This is a genomic window from Pseudomonas sp. NBB, assembly GCF_032701105.1.
GTDB lineage: Bacteria > Pseudomonadota > Gammaproteobacteria > Pseudomonadales > Pseudomonadaceae > Aquipseudomonas > Aquipseudomonas asiatica.
The window spans coordinates 2,272,786-2,297,754 of sequence record NZ_CP103994.1; the positions used below are offsets into that span (position 1 = coordinate 2,272,786).

Genomic DNA, 24,969 nt, shown 5'->3' on the forward strand with positions numbered 1-24,969 from the left:
AACAGCATGAAATTCAGTGAACAGTGGCTGCGCGGTTGGGTAAACCCGCAAGTCTCCCGTGACGAACTGGTCGCCCGCCTGTCCATGGCCGGCCTCGAAGTCGACAGCGTTACCCCCGCTGCCGGCCAGTTCAGCGGCATCGTCGTGGGCGAAATCCTCGCCACCGAACAACACCCGGACGCCGACAAGCTGCGCGTGTGCCAGGTAAGCAACGGCCAGGAAACCTTCCAGGTCGTGTGCGGCGCCCCTAACGCCCGCCCAGGCATCAAGATCCCGTTCGCCATGATCGGCGCCGAACTGCCAGGCGACTTCAAGATCAAGAAGGCCAAGCTGCGCGGCGTCGAGTCCTTCGGCATGCTGTGCTCGGCTGCCGAGCTGCAAATCAGCGAAGAGAACGACGGCCTGCTGGAACTGGCTGCCGACGCCCCGGTTGGCGAAGACATTCGCCAGTACCTGAGCCTGGACGACGCCAGCATCGAAATCGGCCTCACCCCCAACCGCGGCGACTGCCTGTCCATCGCAGGTCTTGCCCGTGACGTCAGCGCCCTGTACGACACCCCGGTCACCCGCCCGGTAGTGCCAGCCGTACCGGCTGCCCACGACGAAGTGCGCCCGGTCGAAGTCAGCGCCCCGGCTGCCTGCCCACGCTACCTGGGCCGCGTCATCCGCAACGTCGACCTGAGCAAGCCGACCCCGCTGTGGATGGTCGAACGCCTGCGCCGCAGCGACGTGCGCAGCATCGACGCCGCCGTCGACATCACCAACTACGTGATGCTCGAACTCGGCCAGCCGATGCACGCCTTCGACCTGGCAGAAATCAACGGCGGCATCCGCGTACGCATGGCCGAAGAGGGCGAGAAGCTCGTCCTGCTCGACGGCCAGGAAGTTGCCCTGCGCGCCGACACCCTGGTAATCGCCGACCACACCCGCGCCCTGGCCATCGCCGGCGTCATGGGTGGCGAGCACAGCGGTGTGAACACCGAAAAAACCCGCGACCTGTTCCTGGAAAGCGCCTTCTTCGAGCCGATCTCCGTCGCCGGTAAAGCCCGCTCCTACGGCCTGCACACCGACGCCTCGCACCGCTACGAGCGCGGCGTAGACTCGCAGCTGGCCCGCGAAGCCATGGAGCGCGCCACTCAGCTGCTGCTGGACATCGTCGGCGGCGAAGCCGGCCCGGTCGTCGAGGCCGTCAGCGAGCAGCACCTGCCGCAAGTGGCCCCGGTCACCCTGCGCGCCGAACGCATCACTCAGATGCTCGGCATGGAAATGGACCCAGCCCAGGTCGAGCAACTGCTCAACGCTTTGGAACTGACCACGACTCGCGATGGGGAAGGGCAGTGGACCGTCAACGTCCCAAGCCACCGCTTCGACATCAGCCTGGAAGTGGACCTGATCGAAGAGCTGGCCCGCCTGTACGGCTACAACAACCTGCCGGTTCGCTACCCGCAAGCCCGCCTGGCCCCCCAGGGCAAGCCGGAAACCCGCGGTGACCTGCCGACCCTGCGCCGCCTGCTGGTTGCCCGCGGCTACCAGGAAGCCATCACCTACAGCTTCATCGACCCGAAACTGTTCGAACTGTTCAGCCCGGGCGTAGAGCCGCTGCTGCTGGCCAACCCCATCTCCAGCGACATGGCCGCCATGCGCGCGTCCCTGTGGCCGGGCCTGGTCAAGGCACTGCAGCACAACCTGAACCGCCAGCAAGACCGCGTGCGCCTGTTCGAAAGCGGCCTGCGCTTCGTCGGCCAGCTCGGCGACCTGAAGCAGCAGCCGATGATCGCCGGCGTTGTCACCGGCAGCCGCCTGCCAGAAGGCTGGGCCAACGGCCGCGACGGCGTCGACTTCTTCGATGTGAAGGCCGACGTGGAAGCCCTGCTGGGCTACTCCGGCGCCCTGAGCGACTTCACCTTCAGCGCCGGCAAGCACCCAGCCCTGCACCCAGGCCAGACCGCCGCCATCGAGCGTGACGGCAAGCTGGTCGGCTACCTCGGCGCCATCCACCCAGAGCTGGCAAAAGCCCTGGACCTGGACCGCCCGGTGTTCCTGTTCGAGCTGGTGCTGGGCGACGTGGTCGAAGGCCGCCTGCCGAAATTCAGCGAGCTGTCCAAGTTCCCGGAAACCCGCCGCGACCTGGCTTTGATTGCAGGACGTGATGTAGCTTCTAGCTCGGTGCTTGAAGTAATTCGTGACAATGCAGGCGAATGGCTCACAGACCTCAGGCTGTTTGATGTCTACCAAGGTAAAGGCATTGATCCTGATAGAAAAAGCCTTGCCGTCGGCTTGACCTGGCAGCATCCATCGCGCACTCTTAACGACGATGAGGTGAACGCCGCACTGCAAAACATCCTCACCTCGCTCGAACAAAGGTTGAACACCACGTTAAGGAAATAACGGCATGGGTGCTCTGACGAAAGCTGAGATGGCCGAAAGGCTGTACGAGGAGCTGGGGCTTAACAAGCGTGAGGCCAAGGAGCTGGTCGAGCTGTTTTTTGAAGAAATTCGGCACGCACTTGAAGAGAACGAGCAGGTCAAGCTGTCCGGTTTCGGCAACTTCGACCTTCGCGACAAACGCCAGCGGCCGGGCCGCAACCCCAAGACAGGGGAAGAAATCCCGATCACCGCACGGCGCGTCGTCACCTTTCGTCCAGGGCAGAAGTTGAAGGCCCGGGTTGAGGCCTATGCTGGAACCAAGCCATAACGACGAACTGCCCCCCATACCGGGCAAAAGGTACTTCACCATTGGTGAAGTGAGTGAGCTTTGTGCGGTAAAACCGCACGTGCTGCGGTATTGGGAGCAGGAGTTCGATCAGCTCAATCCCGTGAAGCGGCGGGGGAACCGGCGGTATTATCAGCGGCAGGATGTGCTGATGATTCGCCAGATTCGTGCGCTGCTTTATGAACAGGGGTTCACCATTGGCGGGGCTCGGTTGAGGCTTTCCAGTGATGAGGCCAAGGATGAGTCTAGCCAGTACAAGCAGCTGATTCGGCAGATGATTGTCGAGTTGGAGGATGTGTTGGTGGTGTTGAAGAAGTGACCTGGGTTGCTGGTGAATGGAAAATTTTTTGAGAAAAAGCTTTCATTTATCAGGAGGTTAGGGTACATTCTTCAACGTTCTCGGTAGGATTGAGAATATGCTTCAAAGCCCAGTCGGGGCGTAGCGCAGCCCGGTAGCGCACTTGCATGGGGTGCAAGGGGTCGAGTGTTCGAATCACTCCGTCCCGACCAAAATACCCTAGAAAATCCAGTCACTTAGCGGTGACTGGATTTTTTTATGTCTGATGGTTTTGTTGGTGCTCTTATTTTTGCCCCACTTTTTGCCCCACCGATATCCTCTATTGTTTTTATAGGATCGTTTTCTCCCGTTCCGGTCGGTTGATCCTGGCTTCCAGCTCTTGGATTTTCTGCTGCTCGGGTACCGGTGCTTTGCTCTTCGGGGTGACTGATCTTGCCCAGTCCCGGTGTGCACCCCGTTAAGCGATACCTGGCGCGAGGGGGGCAATGGCACCCCCTCTTTTTGATGAAACAGGCCCGCACCCGCTATTCCCAAGCCTATAAGGACGAAGCGCTGGCTTTGGCCGAGCAAGCTGAGGAGATGGCCATCGTAAAAAGGCTGCTGCGCACTTTCCGAGTCGGGCTATGTGCCGCTTGTTGGGCATCGTCCGCAGTGGCTACTGCGCCTGGTGCTCTTGTGGGGCGTCAATGTGGCACTGGTGAAGAACCGAACTGGATCGGCAGGTCGTTCAGGCATACAGCGTACGCAGGGGCCGCAGAGGGACTCCACGGCTGTGCCTCAACTAGCGGGAGGCCGGGCTGCCCTGCAATCGCAAGACGGCAGCTGCTACGATCCAATGGCTAGCTTTCGGCCAGGTACACGCCTGCATCGGCCTCCATCCTAACCAGGCTTTCAATGACTTGAGCGCGTTTCAGGCCATGCTTCTCTGCTAGCGCATCCAGCTGGGCAATTACTGCTTTCGAGAGCATGACGTTGACCTGCTTCTTGTCAGTGGAGTGTCGGCGCTGATTGAAAACTGACCCACCCTGCCGATTGAAAAATGACCCAGGGCTGCTTGCCGATTTAGACCCCGGCAATTGTGGATAAGCCTAGCAGTCGACAGCGTCGTGAAAGTGCTGACCCTGCACTCAGCAAGGCCAGCCCAAAGAGGTCAAAACGGGTCGTCCTCCGATTCCTCGACATCCTGCCGTCTGCGCTCCCTCGCCTGGATCTTGGTCTTGGCCACCAAGGTGCTGTTTTGCAGGCGGTATGATTCATTCCCCGTCTCGACGATGTGGCAGTGGTGTGTCAATCGGTCGAGCAAGGCCGTGGTCATCTTGGCGTCGCCAAATACGCTCGACCACTCGGCGAAGCTGAGGTTGGTGGTGATGATCACGCTGGTGTGCTCGTAAAGCTTCGAAAGCAGGTGGAACAGCAGGGCTCCGCCGCTCTGACTGAAAGGTAGGTAGCCAAGCTCATCAAGGATTACCAGATCTGCACGCAGTAGTCCTCGGGCGATACGCCCTGTCTTGCCCTCATGTTTTTCACGCTCCAGCAGGTTGACCAGATCGACTGTGGAGTGAAAACGCACACGCTTGTTATGTTGGGTGATGCCGGCCACTGCCAAGGCAGTAGCGAGGTGCGTTTTACCGGTGCCAGGGCCACCGATGAACACCACATTTTGCGCTGTGTCGGTGAAGGCCAGAGTGGACAGTTCCCTGATCAATCGGACATCGGCGCTGGATACACCGAAGTCGAAGCCAGCCAGGTCACGGTGCATGGGCAGTTTCGCCATGCTCATCTGATGATGCACCGAGCGTACTGCTCGGTCGGCGTGCTCTTGATCAAGGAGATGCTCGATCAGCCATTTCGATGACGCAGTGGAAGATTCGCCTTGTGCGGCCAGCTCTGCCCAGGCATCGGCCATGCCGTGCAGGCGTAAGTCTTTGAGTTCCTCTGTGAGATCACGCATTGCGCACCTCCTCATCCGTGCTGCGCAACCGGTCATAGCGTGCGGTATTGGCAACAGGGGTAACGTTCAGTTGCAGGTTGGTTTCGACCGAGGGTGGTGCTTCACGAGCGGTCAGACGGGCCACGATGTTGAGGATGTGGTCAGCGCTCAGGCTGCCAGACTCCAAAACCAGCTCAACCGCTACGAGAACAGCATCCAGGCCAGCGATGGGCACGGCGGCCAAGACCTGGGTCATAACCCGGTCACCCTGTAGATTCCGCAGCAGCCCGCGCCTGAGCAGGCGTAGTGGCTTAGGCAGATCGGCAAACGGGGCACCATTGCGTAGGGCCCCCGGTTTGCGTTCAATGAGGGGGATGTAGTGTTGCCAGTCGTAGCTGACCTGATCGCGATCAAACAGGCGCTCATGGCTAGCAATCACACCCTCATCGGCAATCACGACGATTCGCGAGGGATAGAGCCGACTGCTGACCCACTGGCCAACACGCTCACAGGGTACTGAATAGCGGTTGCGAGCCACGTTGATCAGACAGGTGCTGGAAACGCGAACCGTGCGTTCTACATATCCGTCGAAAGGCGTCGGCATCGGCATCATTTCGACGCGCTCCAATTCCAAGACTTCTGCGACGGTAAGGCCGTTGTACTGCGGATGAATCAGCTCATGCCAGAGAGCCCGGCAGCGCTGGGCAAGCCAGGCATTCAACTCTTCGAAGCTATGGAAAGTATTGTCGCGGGCGGACAGCCAGATGCGGCGCCGACTGTCTTGGACATTCTTTTCGACGATACCTTTTTCCCAGCCGGACGCTACGTTGCAGAAGTCCGGGTCGAACAGGTAGTGCGAGCACATCACCATGAAGCGAGCATTGACCGTGCGGCCTTTACCCTTGGAGACCTTGTCGACCGCAGTTTTCATGTTGTCGTAGATGCCGCGACGCGGCACGCCACCTAAGGCGGCGAATGAGCGGGTATGGGCATCGAACAGCATTTCATGCCCTTGGCTGGGATAGGCCACTAGCCAGAAAGCTCGGCTGGCACATAGCTTCATGTGCGCGACCTGGACGCGCCTGAAAACACCGCCAACCAGCAGGCCTTCCTCGCTCCAATCGAACTGGAAGGCCTCGCCCAAGGCGAATGCCAACGGCACAAATGCCCGTACCGCCTTGCCTTGCTCTCCGCGCCAATGACGAACGAAGGCAGTGAGCTGGCTGTAGCCGCCGTCATAGCCTTCAGCGCGGATCATGGCCAGCAGCGCCTTGGCACTGCGACGATGTTGCTTGGCCCTTAAGGCATCAGCCCGCAGCGCTTGCTCCAACATCTCGTGAAAGGGACTGAGCTTGTTGAACACGGCTCGACGCTGATAAACCGGCTGTTTGGACTCCGGCGCTCTGACCCATTTTCGGATGGTGTTGCGCGACAGTCCGGTGCGCTTGGCTATCTCATGCAACGACAGCTTGTCGCGGAAATACATCCGCCGAATTTTGCCCATCATTTCCATGCTGATCACCCTGTGTTCTCCTGCTCAAAAATTGAGCAGGTGCAGTGGAACACCTGGGTCAGTTTTCAGTCAGCACAACGGGCGAAACTGGGTCAGTTTTCGGTCAGCGGCAACAAATAGCCGGGCTGAGAGGCGAGAAGAGATGCCGCACGGCCCGGATCGTGCTCGTCTCAGAGAGGTGGCGCTATGTAGACAACCCGGTTTCGTCCATTCTGTTTGGCGTCATAAAGTCCCTTGTCAGCGCGTTCCAGTGCGTCATCCAGCGTTTCACCCTTGGCAAACAGCGTGCACCCGATGCTCAGGGTTACGTTCAACTGGCCACAGGGCAACTGCATCGGGCTGGCACCCACCTGTTCGCGAATCCGCTCAGCAATACGGGTCAGCTCTTCGCTGTCCTTCACCTGCAAAATTGCAACAAACTCCTCACCCCCATGGCGCACCACCAGGTCATCGGGGCGCAGTGCAGCGCGCAGGCGACGGGCCGTTTCGCACAGCACCTTGTCTCCGCCGCCATGGCCGTACTTGTCGTTGATGGACTTGAAGTGGTCCAGGTCGGCATAAACCGCACCCAGCTGTAAGCCGTTCACCTCGGCCAATCGCCGTTCATGCGCTTCAAACGCCGACAACGCGCCGCGGTTCCACAGTTGTGTCAAAGGGTCGAGCAGGGCTTTGCGCTGCTCGCGATCCATTTCAAGCCGCAGATCGCGGTTCACCTGGGCCAAGGTACGCAGCTGCAGATACCCCTCGGCGAGCGTGGCCAGGTCCCTGAAGTTCGCTTGCTGAGCCTCGCTGAGCACACGCGGGCGCGGGTCGAACATGCACAGCGTGCCGATGGCTTTACCGTTGCCGGCGCGCAAGGGGTGGCCGGCGTAAAAGCGGATGTAGGGCGCGTTCAGCACGAGCGGGTTGTCGACGAAGCGCCTGTCGCACTTGGCGTCGGGCACCATCAGGGTATCCTCGCCGAGAATGGCGTAGCCGCAGAACGAAACACTGCGCGTCGTCTCGCTTGCCTCAAGGCCTATGCGGGCCTTGAACCACTGTCGGTCCTGGTCGATCAGGCTGATAAGCACAGTGTCCACATGGGCCAGGTCCTGGGTGAGCCGCACCAGGGTATCCAGGTAATGCTCGGCTGGCGTGTCGACCAGGTTCATGTCGTCGAGCGTGCGCTGGCGCAGCGCTTCGTCAGCGGGCAAGGGGCAAGCTGGCATTGTGGGTCCTCCGTTCCTTGGTTGGCTTGGGTACCTGGCGGGTGCGCGGGCTGTATACCGTCGAAACAAGCACAGCATAGGCCATGGCGTGATGCACGGTCGGCCGACAATTTCTTGCCGGGAGTGTGATTTCTTTCGCTCGATCTTCGTCAAGGATGCTACCCCTTAGCCGTCGTCTGGGGACTGATACAGGGCCTTCCATGCAAACGCTGTTGAACGAGATTCTCGAAGAAGTACGTCCCTTGATCGGCAAGGGCAAAGTGGCTGACTACATTCCCGCGCTGGCCGATGTGCCGGCGAACCAGCTGGGCATCGCGGTCTATGGCAACGATGGCAGCTATTACTGTGCAGGCGACGCGCTGGTGCCGTTCTCGGTGCAGAGTATTTCCAAGGTGTTCAGCCTGGTGCAGGCGATTGGGCACTCCGGGGAAGCCATTTGGCAGCGGCTTGGCCATGAGCCTTCCGGCCAGCCGTTCAACTCGCTGGTGCAGCTGGAGTTCGAACGCGGTCGGCCGCGCAACCCCTTTATCAATGCGGGTGCGTTGGTGATCTGCGACATCAACCAGTCGCGCTTCGCTGCACCTACGTTGTCGATGCGCGATTTCGTGCGGCGGCTATCGGGCAATCCGCACATCTCGATCGATGCCCGCGTTGCCGACTCGGAGTATCAGTTCCGTGCGCGTAACGCGGCCATGGCTTACCTGATGCAGTCGTTCGGCAACTTCCATAACGAGGTGGAAACGGTACTGCGCAGCTATTTCAGCTATTGCGCGCTGCAGATGAATTGCCTGGACCTGGCCCGGGCGTTCTGTTTCCTGGCTAACGATGGGTTCTGCAAGCACAGTGGTGAGCAGATTCTGACCCGGCGCCAGACCCAGCAGGTGAACTCGATCATGGCCACTAGCGGGTTGTATGACGAAGCAGGGAATTTCGCCTATCGGGTAGGGTTGCCGGGCAAGAGTGGCGTGGGGGGCGGGATTGTGGCCATCGTGCCGGGGCAATTCACTGTGTGCGTGTGGTCACCGGAGTTGAATGCGGCGGGTAACTCGCTGGCCGGGATGGCGGCGCTCGAACTGCTCAGTTCGCGGATCGGCTGGTCGGTGTTCTGATCGGCGGGCCCGGTGGCTGAGGTGGGCCCGGTCGATACCTCAGCTTGTCGGGTCCTGCCCCAGTACCTTGGCCAGCGCCACGCGGGCATCTTCAAGCTGTACCAGTGAAGCATGCCGCGCGCCCAGCGCGTCACCGTTCTGGATAGCGGTCAGAATCGCCTTGTGGCGGGGCAGGGCGAGTTCGTCGAAATTCGCCCGCTGGTTGGAGTAGCGCACCGACTCGCGCAGCGCCATCGACAGCATGTTGCACAGGTAGGCCAGCAGGTCGTTGTGGGTGGCGTCGGCGATACGGGCGTGGAAGTCCAGGTCCGGTTGCAGGCGCTCTTCATGGTTGCGGGCGGCTTCCATGCGCTGGTAGGCCTCGGCGATCGAATCGACGTCGTCGGCGCTGGCGTTGGTGGCGGCCAGTGCGGCGGCGGCGGGTTCGATGACCCAACGTACGCTGCTTAGCATGTTGAAGAATTCCTGCTGTGGCGTGGCCTGCATCAGCCAGTGCAGCACGTCCGGGTCGAGCATGTGCCAGTCATGGCGCGGCCGAACCAGGGTACCCACCCGCGGGCGGGCCTCGATCAGGCCCTTGGCGGTAAGGGCGCGCATCGCCTCGCGGAACACCGGCCGGCTGATCGCGTAGGCTTCGCACAGGCTGGCCTCGGAAGGCAGCTTCTGCCCGGGTGCGAGTTGGCCGGATACGATCTGTACGCCAAGGTCCTGGACCAGGGTGGCGTGCATGCTCTTGCGCGTGGTGGGTTGGCGGTAGTTCATGTGGGGCGGGGCGGATCCTTCGGGCGGGGGCAGCATCATAGCATTAGCGCGTCGACGCGGTGCATGGCACCGGCTGCGCCGGTGTTCGCGGCCACGGCCGCTCCCACAGGTACCGCGTGAGCCTGAAGCCTGCGCCGTCCCTGTGGGAGCGGGTTCACCCGCGAAGCAGGCGACGCGGTGGATGGCACCGGCTGCGCCGGTGTTCGCGGCTGAAGCCGCTCCTACAGGTACCGCGTGAGCCTGAAGCCTGCGCCGTCCCTGTGGGAGCGGGTTCACCCGCGAAGCAGGCGACGCAGTGGATGGCACCGGCTGCGCCGGTGTTCGCGGCCACGGCCGCTCCCACAGGTACCGCGTGAGCCTGAAGCCTGCGCCGTCCCTGTGGGAGCGGGTTCACCCGCGAAGCAGGCGACGCGGTGGATGGCACCGGCTACGCCGGTGTTCGCGGCTGAAGCCGCTCCTACAGGTACAGCGTGAGCCTGAAGCCTGTGCCGTCCCTGTGGGAGCGGGTTCACCCGCGAAGCAGGCGACGCGGAGGATGGCACCGGGCTGCGCCGGTGTTCGCGGCCACGGCCGCTCCCACAGGTACCGCGTGAGCCTGAAGCCTGCGCCGTCCCTGTGGGAGCGGGTTCACCCGCGAAGCAGGCGACGCGGTGGATGGCACCGGCTACGCCGGTGTTCGCGGCTGAAGCCGCTCCTACAGGTACAGCGTGAGCCTGAAGCCTGCGCCGTCCCTGTGGGAGCGGGTTCACCCGCGAAGCAGGCGACGCGGAGGATGGCACCGGCTGCGCCGGTGTTCGCGGCCACGGCCGCTCCCACAGGTACCGCGTGAGCCTGAAGCCTGCGCCGGACCTGTGGGAGCGGGCGCGCCCGCGAAGCAGGCGACGCGGAGGATGGCACCGGCTTTGCCGGTGTTCGCGGCTGAAGCCGCTCCCACAGATACGGCGCATACCTGGAGACTTTCGCGGTCCCTGTGGGAGCCCGGCTTGCCTGCGATGGGCTGCGCAGCAGCCCCAATGACGCTCTTAGTGCGAGTGCTTGGGCACCGCCGCCCCGCGGCATCCGACCAGGAAGTCGAAGTCGCAACCCTCATCGGCCTGCATGACGTGGTCCAGGTACAGCCTGGCGTAACCACCGCTGATCAACTGCGGCGGGGCTTGCAGGTCAGCCAGGCGGCCGGCCAGTTCCTCGTCGGAAATGTCCAGGTGCAGGCGGCCTTCCTTGCAATCCAGTTCGATCCAGTCGCCTTCGCGCACGGCAGCCAACGGCCCGCCAGCTGCCGCTTCCGGCGCCACGTGCAGCACCACGGTGCCGTAGGCGGTGCCGCTCATGCGGGCATCGGAAATACGCACCATGTCGGTCACGCCCTGGGCCAGCAGCTTGGCCGGCAGGCCCATGTTGCCGACCTCGGCCATGCCCGGGTAGCCCTTGGGCCCGCAGTGCTTCATCACCAGCACGGAACTGGCATCCACATCCAGCTCGGGGTCGTTGATGCGTGCCTTGTAGTCGTCGAAGTTCTCGAACACGACGGCGCGGCCACGATGCTGCATCAGCGCCGGGGTGGCGGCCGAGGGCTTGAGCACGGCGCCCTTGGGCGCCAGGTTGCCGCGCAGGATGCAGATGCCGCCATCGGCCACCAGCGGCTTGTCGATCGGGCGGATCACCTCTTCGTCATACAGCGGTGCGGCCTGGCAGTTGTCCCACAGGCTCTTGCCGTTGGCCGTCAGCGCGGCAGGGTTGGGCAGCAGGCCGTGTTCGCCCAGGCGGCGGATGACCGCAGGCAGGCCGCCGGCGTAGTAGAACTCTTCCATCAGAAAACGGCCCGAAGGCTGCAGGTCGACCAGGGTTGGCGTACCACGGCCGATACGGGTCCAGTCTTCCAGCTGCAGGTCCACGCCGATACGCCCGGCGATGGCCTTCAGGTGAATCACCGCGTTGGTCGAGCCACCGATGGCGGCGTTGACGCGGATGGCGTTCTCGAAGGCTTCGCGGGTGAGGATTTTCGACAGGCGCAGGTCTTCGCGCACCATGTCGACAATGCGCATGCCCGACAGGTGGGCCAGCACGTAGCGCCGTGCATCCACCGCCGGAATGGCGGCGTTGTGCGGCAGCGAGGTGCCCAGCGCTTCGGCCATGCAGGCCATGGTCGAGGCGGTGCCCATGGTGTTGCAGGTACCTGCCGAGCGCGACATGCCGGCCTCGGCCGAGAGGAACTCATTGAGGTCGATCTGGCCGGCCTTGTAGGCCTCGTGCATCTGCCAGACGATGGTGCCGGCGCCAATGTCCTTGCCTTTGTGCTTGCCGTTCAGCATCGGCCCGCCGGTAACCACGATCGCCGGCACGTCACAGCTCGCCGCGCCCATCAGCAGCGCCGGGGTGGTCTTGTCACAGCCGGTCAGCAGCACCACAGCGTCCACCGGGTTGCCACGGATCGCTTCCTCCACATCCATGCTCGCCAGGTTGCGGGTGAGCATGGCGGTGGGGCGCAGGTTGGACTCGCCGCTGGAGAACACCGGGAACTCCACCGGGAAGCCGCCAGCCTCCAGCACGCCCTTCTTGACGTGTTCGGCAATCTTGCGGAAGTGCGCGTTGCACGGGGTCAGCTCCGACCAGGTGTTGCAGATGCCGATGATCGGCTTGCCCTGGAATTCGTGGTCCGGAATACCCTGGTTCTTCATCCAGCTGCGGTACATGAAACCGTTCTTGTCGGCGGTGCCGAACCATTGGGCGGAGCGCAGTGGGCGTTTGCTATCAGACATGGGAACACCTAATTAGTATTACTATTTGTCGTTGTGAGATCGACTGTACTGATAAAAATGGTCTCTGTGAAGGCTTGTTGGCTCAATTAGTAATACTATAAGATCATTCACCCAGGTCAGAGGTCTGCCAAAAAGTCCCCGGCCAGGTGCTGTACCCATTACAAGAACAATTGGAGACATCGCCATGATTCAGGAGCAGCGGCTCGTCCGCCTGATCACACTGAAACTCATCCCTTTTCTGGTACTGCTTTACCTGGTGGCCTATGTCGACCGTTCCGCGGTGGGCTTCGCCAAGCTGCACATGGGCGCCGACATCGGCCTGGGTGACGCGGCCTACGGCCTTGGCGCCGGGCTCTTCTTCATTGGTTACTTCCTGTTCGAGGTGCCGAGCAACCTGTTGCTCGACCGCTTTGGCGCGCGCCGCTGGTTCGCCCGCATCCTGGTTACCTGGGGCGCGATCACCGTCGGCATGGCGTTCGTTACCGGGCCCAACGGTTTCTACGTGATGCGCTTTCTGCTGGGGGCGGCCGAGGCGGGCTTCTTCCCGGGCGTGCTTTACTACATCACCCAGTGGTACCCGGTGCGCCATCGCGGCAAGATCCTCGGCTTCTTCATCCTCTCCCAGCCGCTGGCGATGCTGATCACCGGGCCGCTCTCGGGCGCGCTGCTGGGGCTCGATGGCATCTACGGCCTGCATGGCTGGCAATGGCTGTTCATCTGCATCGGTACCCCCGCGGTGCTGCTGGCCTGGCCGACCCTGCGCCTGCTGCCAGACAGCCCGGCCAAGGTGCGCTGGCTCAGCGACGAACAGCGCAGCTGGCTGCAGGAACAGCTGGCCAATGACCTGCGCGAGTTCGGCCAGACCCGCCATGGCAATCCGTTGCATGCCCTGAAGGACAGCCGGGTGCTGTTGCTGGCGCTGTTCTACCTGCCGGTAACCCTGAGCATTTACGGCCTGGGCCTTTGGCTGCCCACGCTGATCCACCAGTTTGGCGGCAGTGACCTGGTCACCGGTTTCGTTTCGGCCGTGCCTTACCTGTTCGGCATCATCGGCCTGCTGATCGTGCCGCGCAGCTCCGACCGCCTGAACGACCGCTATGGCCATCTTGGCCTGCTGTATGCCCTGGGTGCGATCGGCCTGTTCTTCAGTGCCTGGCTTAGCGTGCCGGTCATGCAGCTGGCAGCGCTGTGCCTGGTGGCATTCGCGTTGTTCTCCTGCACCGCCATTTTCTGGACCTTGCCGGGCCGTTTCTTCTCCGGGGCCAGCGCTGCAGCCGGCATCGCCTTGATCAACTCGATCGGCAACCTCGGCGGCTACCTGGGCCCGTTCGGTATCGGCGCGCTCAAGGAGCACACCGGGCAACTTTCGTCGGGGCTGTATTTCCTGGCCGTGGTGATGCTGTTCGGGCTGTTGCTCACCGGGGTTGTCTACAACCGCCTGGAGCGCCGCCAGCGCCTGGCTTCCTCGCGGGCAGCCGAAGCCTCCCGCTAATTTTCGCAACCGAGAAGCGAGCACAAACATGCGATTGATCCAATTTGAAACCGCCACCGGCGAGCGCTGCGTGGGCGTGGTGGAAGGCAATTACGCCCTGCAGGTTCAGGGCGCTGGCAGCACCCGCGAGCTGGCCCTGCAAGCCATTGCCGCCGGCCGTGACCTGGCCGCTGAAGTGCAGGCTGCCGGCCTGAGCGAGCGCCACGACTACCTGGCCCTGCTGGCCGAAGGCCGCGTGTTGCCGCCACTGGACCACCCGGACCCGGCGCACTGCCTGGTCACCGGCACCGGGCTGACCCACCTGGGCAGCGCCGCAACCCGCGACAAGATGCATCAGCAGCAGGCCGAAGGCGCGGTGACCGATAGCATGCGCATGTTCCAGTGGGGCCTCGATGGCGGTCGGCCGCCGGCAGGCGAGGAGGGCGCGCAGCCGGAGTGGTTCTACAAGGGCGACGGTGGCATCGTCGTGCGCCCTGGCGCCGACCTGCCGCTGCCGGCGTTCGCCGAGGATGCCGGCGAGGAGCCAGAGCTGGTCGGGCTGTACCTGATCGGTGCCGACGGCACGCCTTACCGCCTTGGCTATGCGTTGGGCAACGAGTTTTCCGACCATGTGATGGAGCGGCGCAACTACCTGTACCTGGCCCATTCCAAACTGCGCGCCTGCAGCTTCGGCCCAGAGCTGCGCCTGGGTGCGCTGCCGGCCCACCTGGAAGGCACCAGCCGCATCCTGCGCGACGGGCAGGAGCTGTGGCGCAAGCCGTTCCTGTCGGGCGAGCAGAACATGTGCCACAGCTTCGAGAACCTTGAATTTCACCACTTCAAGTACACCCAGTTCCTGCGCCCCGGTGATATCCACGTGCATTACTTCGGCACCGCCACGCTGTCGTTCGCCGACGGCATCCAGGCGCGCCCGGGCGACACCTTCGAAGTCAGCCTCGACGCCTTCGGCCAGCCGCTGCGCAATGGCATTGCCGCCGCGCCTGGGCAGGTTCGCCCTGGGGTGGTGAAAAGCCTTTGAGCAGTCAGGCGAGCAGTGTGTCGGGTTCGCCCGCGTACCTGTGGGAGCGGCTTTAGCCGCGAAGGGCCCGGCGCGGTGCATGGCACCGGCTACGCCGGTGTTCGCGGCTGAAGCCGCTCCCACAGGGGCCCTGCTGACATGGCGGGGCATGTGCACTTCATGGCTGACATGAACCTTTGAATCTTCTTTCCTCATTACAGGAGCCAACCATGACCGGAAGCAACTTCATTGGCGGCCAGCGCAGCGCTGCCGGCAGCGTGCGCCTGCAAAGCCTCGACGCGCGCACCGGCGAAGCCCTCCCGCAGGCCTTTGCCCAAGCCACCCCGGAGGAAGTGGACGCCGCCGCGCAGGCTGCCGAAGCGGCCTTCGCCGAATACAACGCCCTGGCGCCGCAGCGCCGTGCGCAGTTCCTCGATGCCATTGCCGACCAGCTGGATGCGCTGGACGACAGTTTTGTCGCCACCGTGTGCCGCGAAACCGCACTGCCGGCCGGGCGCATCCAGGGCGAACGCGCGCGCACCAGCAACCAGATGCGTCTGTTCGCCTCGGTGCTTCGTCGTGGCGACTACTTGGGTGCTCGCATCGACCGTGCCCAACCCCAGCGTCAGCCGCTGCCGCGCCCCGACCTGCGCCAGTACCGTACCGGCGTCGGCCCGGTAGCCGTGTTCGGCGCCAGCAACTTCCCGCTGGCCTTCTCCACCGCTGGGGGTGATACCGCCGCGGCGCTGGCCGCCGGTTGCCCGGTGGTGGTGAAGGCGCACAGCGGCCATATGGCTACTGCCGAACGGGTGGCCGAGGCCATCGAGCGGGCAGTGGTGGCCACCGGCATGCCCGCGGGCGTGTTCAACATGATCTACGGTGCCGGTGTCGGCGAAGCGCTGGTGCGCCACCCGGCGATCCAGGCCGTGGGCTTCACCGGTTCGCTCAAGGGCGGCCGTGCGCTGTGCGAGCTGACTGCAGCGCGCCCGCAGCCGATTCCGGTGTTCGCCGAAATGAGCAGCATCAACCCGGTGCTGGTCTTGCCTGCGGCCTTGCAGGCCAGGGGCGAGCAGGTAGCCAGGGAGCTGGCCGGTTCGGTGGTGCTGGGCTGCGGGCAGTTCTGCACCAACCCCGGGCTGGTCATCGGTATTGCCGGCGAAGCGTTCAGCAACTTCCTGGCGGCCCTTGGTGCGCAGCTGGCCGACCAGCCCGGGCAGACCATGCTCAATGCCGGTACATTGCGCAGCTATGCCCAGGGCGTGCAACGCCTGCACCAGCACCCGGGCGTGCGTCATCTGGCCGGCGCCGACCAGGCTGGCGACCAGGCGCAGGCGCAGCTGTTCCAGGCGGATGTGAGCCTGCTGCTTGACGGTGATGCGTTGCTTCAGGAGGAGGTGTTCGGGCCGGCCACGGTGGCCGTGGCGGTGGCCGACGAAGCCGAACTGCGCCGCGCGCTGCAAGCCTTGCACGGGCAGCTGACTGCAACGCTGATTGCCGAGCCACAAGACCTGCAGCGCTTCGCCGCGCTGGTGCCGCTGCTGCAGCGCAAGGCCGGGCGCCTGCTGGTCAATGGTTACCCGACCGGTGTCGAAGTGTGCGATGCCATGGTGCATGGCGGGCCATACCCGGCCACGTCCGATGCCCGTGGGACCTCGGTCGGCACCTTGGCCATCGACCGCTTCCTGCGGCCGGTGTGCTACCAGGACTACCCGGATGCGCTGCTGCCCGACGCCCTGAAAAACGCCAACCCGCTGGGCCTGCAACGCCTGGTCGACGGCCAGCACAGCCGCGAGGCGCTGGCCTGACGCCAAGGGCTTCGGCGTGGTACCGCTGCACTCCGCCCGGGTAGGCCCGGGCGGGTTGTCAGATATGCGGCCAGAGCGCCAGCAGCAGTCCACCAGCGATAAGCAGGGCGCCACTGTAGCGGCGCCAGGCCGCGCCCAACCGCAACACTTTCTCCGCCAGAACCAGCATCGCCAGCGCGGCCATGCCCCACAGGCTCATGGCGCCAACCACCAGCAGCACCAGCATCAGCGCCCAGCAGCAACCGATGCAGTACAGGCCATGCTGCAACCCCAGCCTCCAGGCGCCGCCAAGGCCCGGGCGTACATTGTGCTGAAGAAAGAACAGCGGGCTCTGGCAATGCTCCAGGCAAGCGGCCTTGCCCTGGCTCATCTGGTAGCCACCGGCCAGCAGAAGCAGTAGCGCACCCATGAGCGGTGGCAGGCGCAGGGTCATGGGATCGAGCCAGCCAAGCCATTCGCCAAGGGCCTGCAGCAGGGTCATCAGCAGGGCGAAGCCACACCAGAGCAGCGCATAGGCCGCGCAGAACAGCAGCAGCTTGAATGGGCCGGCGCTGTCGCGCAGCAGGCAGCGTCGGTAAATCAGGAACACCGGCAGGGCGGCCGGCAGCATCATCGCCTGCATCATCGCCAACCACATCAGCAGGGTCAGCACGCCCTGGCGCGACCACCAGGCGGTGGGTGGCATCTGCATCTCGCCCATTGCCGCCATGGTCGTTGCCTGCTCGACGTGCCACCACCAACCCAGCGCGCTGATCATCAGCACCAGCGCGCCGGTCAGCAGCGCGCCCGGGGCTGGCCAGCGACTAGCCGCGGATGATGCCATTTGGCCCCATATCCAGGTCGTAGAGCATGGCGTTGCGCCCGGCATAGTCCAGCTTCACCGCCCCGGAGCAGTTGAAGGTGGCGCTGGCGCAGTCCGTCTCGCCGAACTCGAAGCCCTCTGGCAGCACCAGCCTGGCCCGGTGCACCGATCCGTCCACGGGGTTGCGGATCGGCTCGGCCCGGCCATCCAGCACCCCGGGCACGTGGATGCTGGCGGTCAGTGCGGCGCGGTCGGTGTGCACCTCAACCGGCACGAACTGCGGTGCGTGCATGGTCTGCACCGTGCTGGCGAAAATGGCGAAGAAGGCCGTGGGTTCCTGTTCCTGGCCGCTGAGAATGGTCAGCAATGCCTGGCGCTGGGCATCACTGGCGCGTTCATCGATAAAGGCCTGGCATTGCCCACCGCCCTCGTGGATGGGCCCAGGCCAGGCGAAGGTGCAGGCCACATTCAAGCCGGCCAGCGACACCTCGTCGAAGTACCCCTCCTCAATGTGATAGCCCACTGCCGCTTCGCAAGTGCCATGGGTGGGCAAGGCATTGAACTGGCAGGGGCAGCCATAATCGCAGTTGCAAAGGTCGACCCCTGCGCCGCGCAATCGCCAATCGACATAGGCCATGATCCTATCCTCGCAAACAAGTGCCACTTGTTAGTTTAGTTCCGGATCATGCCGCCATATTTAGATAGATTCGGCATCTGTCACGGGCCGTATAAAACCACTGCTTCAAAGCATCGGCCTCCTCAGTCAGATGGGGCAGTGCGGGATTCACGGTCAATGTCCTCCGGCCAATGAACCTTGGGTGCCAGGCAATGCATGTGGCTCAGGCCATCGTCATCGTTCCAGTCACGGGGTGGGTGTACGAACTTCGGCAGGGCTTCGGGGCCTTGCTGCATGAATAGTCGGGCGATGGCCCAGTAGGCTTCGCCTTTGTAGAGGTCATAGGTGAAGAACACACGGTCGATGACTTCGTTGGTTTCCGGGTTGCGGACCGACAGCATGACGTTTTCGATCAGGCCACCGTGGCCGGGGGCGTAGACTCGGTAGACTTCGGCGGTTACGTCCTCCCAGTTGTAGGCGACCGGCTTGACGCCCCATCGTTTGCGACTGAAGATGAAGATACGGTCATATCGAAACTCATAAATATATATTTTTTGGCGTAGTCGATTGAAGCGAATTGGCTCGTCTCTAGGGGCAACCAGATCAAGCCTGACGTAGGCAGTCAAAGCCCATAATGCTACCGGAAGAAGAGCTATTGATATGTTTGTAAGCCAGTCGCGCGGCCAACTGCCATGCAAAAGGCTCCAGTATAAGTAAAGCGTAACTCCTAAAGCAAATAGCAAACCCGGAACCCCAATCAAAAATATAACACCTCGAAGGATGGTGCTGCTCCGCGGTAACTCGAGATATACATCATCGAAATAGTTTGGCGACGGCTTGACACTCGTCCACACTTCCCGCCACTTTGGAACTTCATGCACCGTGGGAAGGTCATGGCTCCAGCCTAAAGCGCGCTCGCACAAAACTTTATCATCACGCTTCACTCGCTAATCTCCTTGGCACAAATCTCAATGTACCCACTTGGCATCTAGGCAGAGCGTGTAGCAGCTTGCCGTAGGGCCTAGCTGTGCAGGGGCCTTGCGGGAGCAGAGAGGCTGCCGCAACCTATGGCAGCCTATACTTCTAGGCCCGGGGGCATCGGCCTTCTCATTCAGATGGGGCAGTACGGGATTCGCGGTCAATATCCTCCGGCCAATGAACCTTGGGTGCCAGGCAATGCATGTGGCTCAGGCCATCGTCGTCGTTCCAGTCACGGGGTGGGTGCACGAACTCCGGCAGGGCTTTGGGGCCTTGCTGCATGAATAGCCGGGCGATGGCCCAGTAGGCTTCGCCGTGGTAGAGGTCGTGAGTGAAGAACACGCGGTCGATGACTTCGTTGGTTTCTGGGTTGCGGATCGACAGCATGACGTTCTCGATCAGGCCGCCGTGACCGGGGGCGTAGACTCGGTAGACTTCGGCGGTTACGTCGTCCCAGTTGTAGGCGACCGGTTTGACGCCCCATCGTTTGCGGCTGAAGATGAATATGCGGTCATATCGAAACTCATAAATGTATATCTTTTGGCGGAGTCGATTGAAGCGAATTGGCTCATCTCTAGGCGTAACCAGATCAAGTCTGACATAGGGAATCAAAGCCCATAGTATTGCCGGAGGAAAAATTATTGATATGTTTATTAGCCAATCGCGCTGCCAACCGTCATGCAAAAGACTCCAGTAGAGGCAAAGCGTCAATCCCAGAATAAAAATCAACCCCGGAATCCCAACTAAAAATATGACACCTCGGAGGATAATGCTACTCCGAGGTAACTCGAGATAAACATCATCGAAGTAGTTGGGCGACGGTTTGACACTTGCCCACACTTCCCGCCACTTTGGCACTTCATCTACCTTGGGAAGGTCATGACTCCAGCCTAAAGCGCGCTCCCACAGAACTTTACCATCACGCTTCACTCGTTAATCTCCCTGGCACAAATCTCAATATACCCACCTGGCAAGCTCCGATCCGGCCAGTACATCACCACCAGCGTAGCTGCCAGTATCGTGTGGTTTCCTATAGTTGCCATGAGCGATATCGAGCCAGAAATTTCTAACTGACTGAGCCCCGCAGGGTAAGGTTTTCGCTTCTCGCTGATTGAATAATTGCGGTCGTGGTCGGGTATTCGCGGCGATGTAAAGCTGGAAAATGAAGAGGACGGTGAGAGAGGCTCTTCAGAGTTTGCAAAGAAATTGCCCGAAGCAATAGTTTCCCCGCCAACGTAATCAGGGTGATGGCCATCACCGTGACGATGCACGATCAATTTCCAGTGATATCCCGAAGACCGCTCGTCGTACATAGGCAAAGCGATCAAGAATTTTAGCTCCCTCATTATTTCGACACTAATCAAGCCACCGATTTTCGGAAGACCTGGATCAGTTGCCACGTGCGACTCAAAGTGCAACTTCGCCTGCACCCCTAACGTGGCAGCATTGAGTTCGGCAAAAGCGATATCCGCATGTTCTGGGGAATTCCAATGAATGCTCGGCTTTTCGTCTGCCTTTCCAAAGCAGCACCGCCTTACCCAGCGTTCCAAATCAGTTGATTCATTTTTCTCAGCCCGTTTGCTTAGTTGATAAGCAGCAAGCGTGAGGGCTATCGCCAATCCCAGCGGGCCGAAAAATAACGGGTTGAGTACTGCGACTCCGAACGCGATAGTTCCAGCCGCATAAAAAAAGGCTGAAGTTAGATGTTGGTAGTACGCTACATCATCACCCGCAGCGGCGGTGCGCCTCATGGCATTGATTGCTTGAGCCGTATCAAAGACCCCTGCAACCACACTTACCAAAGCACCAAGCCTTATCAAGGCCCCCCCACTGGCTGCAACACCCTTTGCCCGCGCCAAATTCAGTAGACCAGCGCTTGATCTCAAAATGAGCCCAACCAGTTCGATTTGCCCTCCCAACAGGCCCAACTGCGATCCTTGCAACGCCAACCTGGCCTCATGCGCCTTCGGCCCAACCTCTGTCTCCGCCTTTTCCTGATTCCTGCCCAGGCTGTCCTGCTGCAGATACAACCCGCCAATCGCCAGCAGGACTTCCCAGCTACCAGCAATCCCGCGCAACCCGGAAAAACCGGTTTTTACCAATCGGGCCGCCTGCTGCGACGTGATCTTCATCCCCTGCAATAATTTGCGCGCATCGGCTTCCAGCGTCCCCGCTGCCACCGAGATATCCACCAGGGCAAGCTGCGCCGCGCTGCTCGCCTGGGTTACCCCCATGCTGGCCTCCTTGAACAACCGCCCATGCACTTCCTCGGCCTTGCCCTCGACCCACACCGTCACGCTGATCATCGAATTGGTGAACCGCGGGTCGAGCACGGCCAGGCTCATCAGCCCGTGCTGGATGATCGGCCGCACCTTGCGCATGGCCTTCATCGAGCCAAACTCGAAGTCATCGATATTGCGGCGCATCCGGTCCCGCGCCTCGGCGATCGACGCATTGGCCTTGTGCTGCAACTCACGCAAGTGGGCGCTCTGCAAGGCGTAGTACTCGCCCAGCTTCATCTTCACTTCCAACTCGATCAGATGGACGCCGTTGTAGAGAAACTGCGTGGCGCTGTTCAGATGCCGCACGGCCTTCTGAATACCTGGCGATAGACATGGCGCCAGCCGCTGACTGGCCGCATTGAGCGCACCCTGCGTTTCAGCAATGGCCTGTTTGAGGGTATTGCGCGTGCGCAAGCCGGCGTCATCGCTGGCGATGATCTTGCTCAGCATGCCGTAAAGCTTGTCGCTGTCGTTCCAGTTGATCGCTTCTGTGGCGGAGAAACTGGGCAGCAGCCCGGCCAGCAGTGCCTGGTCGCGTATCAGCAAGGCGCGGTAGGGCGGGCTGTCAGGGTCCTGCAGCCATTTCAGCCAGAGCAGTTCGCTGGTGCCGGAAGCGGGAACATGCGGTTCAAGACGGGGGACGACAGCTTCCGTAACCCCGCCGCCCAGGCACAGGGCCATGGTCTTGGCGTAGGCCACCCCGGACTCACGATCGTTACCGTCGTAGTCGTATGCCTCGGCCACCTTGAACATGGGCGTATCGAACAAGGCAACGTACGCCTGGGCATCCTTGTCGATGTAACGCTGAAACTCACGCTCCTGCTGCTCATATTCAGCCTGGAACGCGGCCCGCTGCGGTTCGTGGTAGCGCTCTTCAAGCCGCTCGTCACTCTCCTGCTGCGCACGCTCGACCAACAGCTGCCGCTCGACTGCCGGGTCGGTGAACACCGGCGGCCCATCGCCCGTCATCGGTTCCAGCGACGGCACCTTCTGCGCCGCCCATTCCCTGTGCGTGGCACGAATGATCTGCAGGATCTGCGAGGTCTGCAACTGATAGGCCCGCATCGGTTCTTCACGCCAGGCCTGACGCTTCAGTACCCAGTTCAGGCGCTGATGGTTGTACTCCTGAATCAGCCCGACGGTGTCGTCGAGCACCACCGCCAGCACGCCGTTTTCCAGCTGGTGCCGGTTGATCGCATTGACCAGATAGCCGCGCAGGGCGAACCGGCGCAACCAGCGGCTGTGGAAGCCGTGCGCACTGTCGAAGGGGGCGCAGCCATGCTGGGCATACTCGAACACCTGCTGGTCGACCCCAAGCTTATCGGGCGTCATGGCGATGCCCAGCAGTTCGGGATTGCTGCGGGCCTGGATCAGGTCCAGGCCCTCGAAGCGATGCGCAGGCGACGCGCCGCTCTTGTAGGCGTTCAGCACGCTCACCGGCCAGGCGTCACTGGAGAAGGCCAGCCAGGCGCTGGTGTACCTGCCGGTATCGAGGTTGAGAAAGGCCGAAGGAATGTCGTGATCTGCGTTCACGCATTTTTCGGGCAGCGGCGAAGGCGGGCCATCTGGCGGCTCGTAAGGGTTGAAGCGGCGCAGATGACCTTGCTCGCTGACGGCATAGGCATGCCAGACCTGCTGGTCGAGCAGCACATACAGGAAGCCCCTGCGCAAGGTGCGCAAGCCGATCTTTGTCGAGATATGCCGGTTATCCGCCACGGTGGAGACACACTCGGGGCGGGCATCGGGCACCAGGGCGCGGCGCAGCGGCAGGATCGGCAGGCCCTGGCGCTCGCAGAACATGCACTGGTCGTGCGGCAGCCCGGCTTCGGCGATCGCGAGGGCAATACGTTGGCTGATGGTCATGAGCGATCCTAGTGTTGGACAGGTCCTTGTCGACCCCTGAACACTAACGGGGAATCGCTTTCCAGAGAGGCTTTGGGCTTCCCAAAACCTTGTAGGAAACGTCTCTGAATAATGGTTTAGCTCTATATGGGGTCATGATCGGTACCCCGGCCTTTTGCGCCACCTGTCGAGCCCAAGGCACTGCTGGTGTCCGTTTTCCGTCCGATCTGTATGCGCGATCAACGCGCAAACCCAGGAGAACGTCCATGGCAAACGATCAGAATGACCCCGGCCTCGAGCAAACCGAATCCCAGCCCGGCAGCGGTGACGGAGAGGTCCCGCTACCTTCGGATGACGAAGGCCCGATCGAGGAGGAGATGGAGGACGTGCAGGCAAACAATTCGGTTTCTGCCGAGCACCCGCAGCCTCGCTGACGGGATTTGGCCAAAACGAATGCGGTTCACATCTTTCTTGCGAGGTATGCAGCGATGAGCCCCAACCCGAATGCACAAGGCGGCACGAACCCGGAAATGCCCACTTCACCCGACCCGGCCGTTGACCCCGACCGCCCGACCATACCCGACCCTGATGACGACCCGCTCATGAACGAAGAAGAGGGTGGTGATTGGCAGGAGGAAGACAACTTGGCTGATGACGGCCGGCAGAGCGTGGAACAGCCTGCGGTAGACCTGGATCAGCGCAGGGAATGACCATTGATAGGGCAGGCCCCTGTGGGAGCGGGTTTACCCGCGAAGAATCCAACTCGGTGTATGGCACCGGCTGCGCCGGTGTTCGCGGGTGAACCCGCTCCCACAGGTACTGCGGCTGCCTTGAAGGTTGTGGTGATCCTGTGGCTGCCTTGAAGGTTGTGGTGATCCTGTGGGAGCGGGCAAGCCCGCGAAGAATCCAGCGCGGTGGCTGGCACCGGCTACGCCGGTGTTCGCGGGCACGCCAGCTCCCACAGGTACTGCATCTGCCTTGAAGGTTGTAGTGATCCTGTAGGAGCTGGCTTGCCTGCGATGGGCTGCGCAGCAGCCCCCTGGCATGCGCGCCGGTGTATCACCCCCGTCGCAACGCAGCCGCCAGCCCCACGGTCAGGACCACGGCACAAAGCATGGCCAGGCTGATGGCGATTGCGACACCCCAGGCATCGAGCAGCCCTGCCAATACCAGATAAAACGCAATCACCCCCACCGCCCCGATCGCATTGCCCCGCACCATCGCCGCCATTCCTGCACGGCCAGTCTGCACATGGGCGAACACCACTAGCGGCCAGGCAATCACCGGGATCGGCGCCAGCATCCCGCTGGTCGCCGGGCCCAGCCAGTTGGCCAGGCTTGTGGTGATCATCAGCAACGAAGTGGCAGACACCATGCGCAGAGGGATTTCCCAAAATCGATGCCGGGGCCGGACCAGGGTGTCCGGCCTGGGCTCGCGGCCGCTGGCGCGTATCAGCACGCCGATCAGCACCAGCGCCACGGCAATCGACAGGTACAGGTTGCCCCCGTGTGTAAACGCGTAGGCCGCGACGCCATAGAACAGCATCGCCAGCAATACAGCCCAGCCGATGCCGAGCCTGCGTGTGGCGAACAGGTAGAAGGTGTACGTGGCCTGCACCGCCGCCAGGCCGCCCAGCGCGCCGGGCACCGCACCCAAGGCAAAGGCCGTGCCCTGTTCCAGGCACAGGAAGGTCATTACCAAGGCCGAAGTGATCGGCAGGCCGGACAGCAACCCGCCGAGCAGGCCACCCCAGCGACGCGAGGCGAGGGAGATGGCCCACATCAGGAGCGGGGTGACGATCAGCTTGAGGTAGAACAGGGTCATCGCAGGGCTATCCAGATGTGCGAAAGGTGCGCCCGCCGTAGG

The 24,969-nt window shown here is 62.2% G+C and carries 21 protein-coding genes, 1 tRNA gene and 1 pseudogene; 11 read left to right on the forward strand and 12 right to left on the reverse strand.

Going from position 1 to position 24,969, the window contains the following annotated elements; all coding sequences use genetic code 11:
- The first annotated feature begins 6 nt into the window (after positions 1–6).
- From pheT to NY023_RS10640, 5 genes and pseudogenes are all read left to right on the forward strand, one after another.
- On the forward strand, positions 7–2,388 hold the full coding sequence (gene pheT / locus NY023_RS10620) for a phenylalanine--tRNA ligase subunit beta (protein WP_013972007.1): 2,382 nt from the start codon (positions 7–9) through the stop codon (positions 2,386–2,388).
- 4 nt (positions 2,389–2,392) lie between these two features.
- Positions 2,393–2,695, forward strand: a complete 303-nt coding sequence (gene ihfA, locus NY023_RS10625) for an integration host factor subunit alpha (protein WP_003250679.1) — start codon at positions 2,393–2,395, stop codon at positions 2,693–2,695.
- Positions 2,676–3,032: a MerR family transcriptional regulator gene (locus NY023_RS10630; protein ID WP_044046958.1), complete on the forward strand. Its 357-nt coding sequence runs from the start codon at positions 2,676–2,678 to the stop codon at positions 3,030–3,032. The genes ihfA and NY023_RS10630 overlap by 20 nt, the downstream gene beginning before the upstream one ends.
- 114 nt (positions 3,033–3,146) lie before the next feature.
- Positions 3,147–3,223, forward strand: a tRNA-Pro gene (locus NY023_RS10635).
- Between the two features lie 292 nt (positions 3,224–3,515).
- Positions 3,516–3,793, forward strand: a pseudogene (locus NY023_RS10640) (hypothetical protein); the annotation flags it as partial.
- 57 nt (positions 3,794–3,850) lie between these two features.
- On the opposite strand, the gene NY023_RS10645 reads toward NY023_RS10640, so the two are convergent.
- From NY023_RS10645 to NY023_RS10660, 4 genes are all read right to left on the reverse strand, one after another.
- Positions 3,851–3,979, reverse strand: a complete 129-nt coding sequence (locus NY023_RS10645) for a hypothetical protein (protein WP_274378287.1) — start codon at positions 3,977–3,979, stop codon at positions 3,851–3,853.
- A gap of 182 nt (positions 3,980–4,161) precedes the next feature.
- Positions 4,162–4,962, reverse strand: a complete 801-nt coding sequence (gene istB / locus NY023_RS10650; protein ID WP_013970780.1) for an IS21-like element helper ATPase IstB — start codon at positions 4,960–4,962, stop codon at positions 4,162–4,164.
- Positions 4,955–6,454: an IS21 family transposase gene (gene istA / locus NY023_RS10655; RefSeq protein WP_169725187.1), complete on the reverse strand. Its 1,500-nt coding sequence runs from the start codon at positions 6,452–6,454 to the stop codon at positions 4,955–4,957. Before istA ends, istB begins: the two co-directional genes overlap by 8 nt.
- 170 nt (positions 6,455–6,624) lie before the next feature.
- Positions 6,625–7,662, reverse strand: a complete 1,038-nt coding sequence (locus tag NY023_RS10660) for a sensor domain-containing diguanylate cyclase (RefSeq protein WP_316927896.1) — start codon at positions 7,660–7,662, stop codon at positions 6,625–6,627.
- Between the two features lie 200 nt (positions 7,663–7,862).
- On the opposite strand from NY023_RS10660, the gene glsB reads away from it, so the two are divergent.
- A complete protein-coding gene (gene glsB, locus NY023_RS10665) occupies positions 7,863–8,771 on the forward strand; it encodes a glutaminase B (RefSeq protein ID WP_013972011.1) in 909 nt (302 codons plus the stop codon).
- Positions 8,772–8,810: 39 nt separating this feature from the next.
- On the opposite strand, the gene NY023_RS10670 is transcribed toward glsB, so the two are convergent.
- The gene (locus tag NY023_RS10670) at positions 8,811–9,533 is read right to left on the reverse strand and encodes a FadR/GntR family transcriptional regulator (RefSeq protein ID WP_024086746.1); all 723 of its coding nucleotides are present in this window, start codon (positions 9,531–9,533) and stop codon (positions 8,811–8,813) included.
- Positions 9,534–10,555: 1,022 nt separating this feature from the next.
- A complete protein-coding gene (locus NY023_RS10675) occupies positions 10,556–12,289 on the reverse strand; it encodes an IlvD/Edd family dehydratase (protein ID WP_013972013.1) in 1,734 nt (577 codons plus the stop codon).
- A gap of 184 nt (positions 12,290–12,473) precedes the next feature.
- On the opposite strand from NY023_RS10675, the gene NY023_RS10680 reads away from it, so the two are divergent.
- The 3 genes from NY023_RS10680 (at position 12,474) to NY023_RS10690 (ending at position 16,583) form a co-directional block, all read left to right on the forward strand.
- A complete protein-coding gene (locus tag NY023_RS10680; RefSeq protein WP_013972014.1) occupies positions 12,474–13,781 on the forward strand; it encodes an MFS transporter in 1,308 nt (435 codons plus the stop codon).
- Positions 13,782–13,809: 28 nt separating this feature from the next.
- Entirely contained in the window at positions 13,810–14,799 is a 990-nt protein-coding gene (gene araD1 / locus NY023_RS10685; RefSeq protein WP_013972015.1) for an AraD1 family protein, read from the forward strand.
- Between the two features lie 209 nt (positions 14,800–15,008).
- Complete coding sequence (locus NY023_RS10690) at positions 15,009–16,583, forward strand: aldehyde dehydrogenase (NADP(+)) (protein WP_013972016.1); 1,575 nt, start codon at positions 15,009–15,011, stop codon at positions 16,581–16,583.
- A gap of 58 nt (positions 16,584–16,641) precedes the next feature.
- On the opposite strand, the gene NY023_RS10695 is transcribed toward NY023_RS10690, so the two are convergent.
- The 5 genes from NY023_RS10695 to NY023_RS10715 all read right to left on the reverse strand — a co-directional run bounded on the left by NY023_RS10695 (position 16,642) and on the right by NY023_RS10715 (position 23,124).
- The gene (locus NY023_RS10695) at positions 16,642–17,406 is read right to left on the reverse strand and encodes a DUF2182 domain-containing protein (RefSeq protein WP_044046959.1); all 765 of its coding nucleotides are present in this window, start codon (positions 17,404–17,406) and stop codon (positions 16,642–16,644) included.
- Positions 17,387–18,022 carry a DUF1326 domain-containing protein gene (locus NY023_RS10700; RefSeq protein ID WP_013972018.1) on the reverse strand — a complete coding sequence of 212 codons (636 nt, stop codon included), beginning with the start codon at positions 18,020–18,022 and terminating at the stop codon, positions 17,387–17,389. Before NY023_RS10700 ends, NY023_RS10695 begins: the two co-directional genes overlap by 20 nt.
- 122 nt (positions 18,023–18,144) lie before the next feature.
- A complete protein-coding gene (locus tag NY023_RS10705; RefSeq protein ID WP_235208035.1) occupies positions 18,145–18,945 on the reverse strand; it encodes a DUF6708 domain-containing protein in 801 nt (266 codons plus the stop codon).
- Positions 18,946–19,108: 163 nt separating this feature from the next.
- Positions 19,109–19,909, reverse strand: a complete 801-nt coding sequence (locus tag NY023_RS10710) for a DUF6708 domain-containing protein (RefSeq protein WP_023660822.1) — start codon at positions 19,907–19,909, stop codon at positions 19,109–19,111.
- Positions 19,906–23,124, reverse strand: a complete 3,219-nt coding sequence (locus NY023_RS10715; RefSeq protein ID WP_041506094.1) for a T6SS effector BTH_I2691 family protein — start codon at positions 23,122–23,124, stop codon at positions 19,906–19,908. The genes NY023_RS10710 and NY023_RS10715 overlap by 4 nt, the downstream gene beginning before the upstream one ends.
- Positions 23,125–23,369: 245 nt before the next feature.
- On the opposite strand from NY023_RS10715, the gene NY023_RS10720 reads away from it, so the two are divergent.
- Together NY023_RS10720 and NY023_RS10725 are read left to right on the forward strand one after the other, a co-directional pair.
- Positions 23,370–23,537 (forward strand): hypothetical protein, encoded by a 168-nt coding sequence (locus tag NY023_RS10720; protein ID WP_023660823.1) that lies wholly within the window; start codon positions 23,370–23,372, stop codon positions 23,535–23,537.
- A 96-nt stretch (positions 23,538–23,633) separates the two neighbouring features.
- Positions 23,634–23,813: a hypothetical protein gene (locus NY023_RS10725; protein WP_169775263.1), complete on the forward strand. Its 180-nt coding sequence runs from the start codon at positions 23,634–23,636 to the stop codon at positions 23,811–23,813.
- 349 nt (positions 23,814–24,162) lie between these two features.
- On the opposite strand, the gene NY023_RS10730 is transcribed toward NY023_RS10725, so the two are convergent.
- Entirely contained in the window at positions 24,163–24,927 is a 765-nt protein-coding gene (locus NY023_RS10730; RefSeq protein ID WP_038409274.1) for a hypothetical protein, read from the reverse strand.
- Positions 24,928–24,969 lie beyond the last annotated feature (42 nt).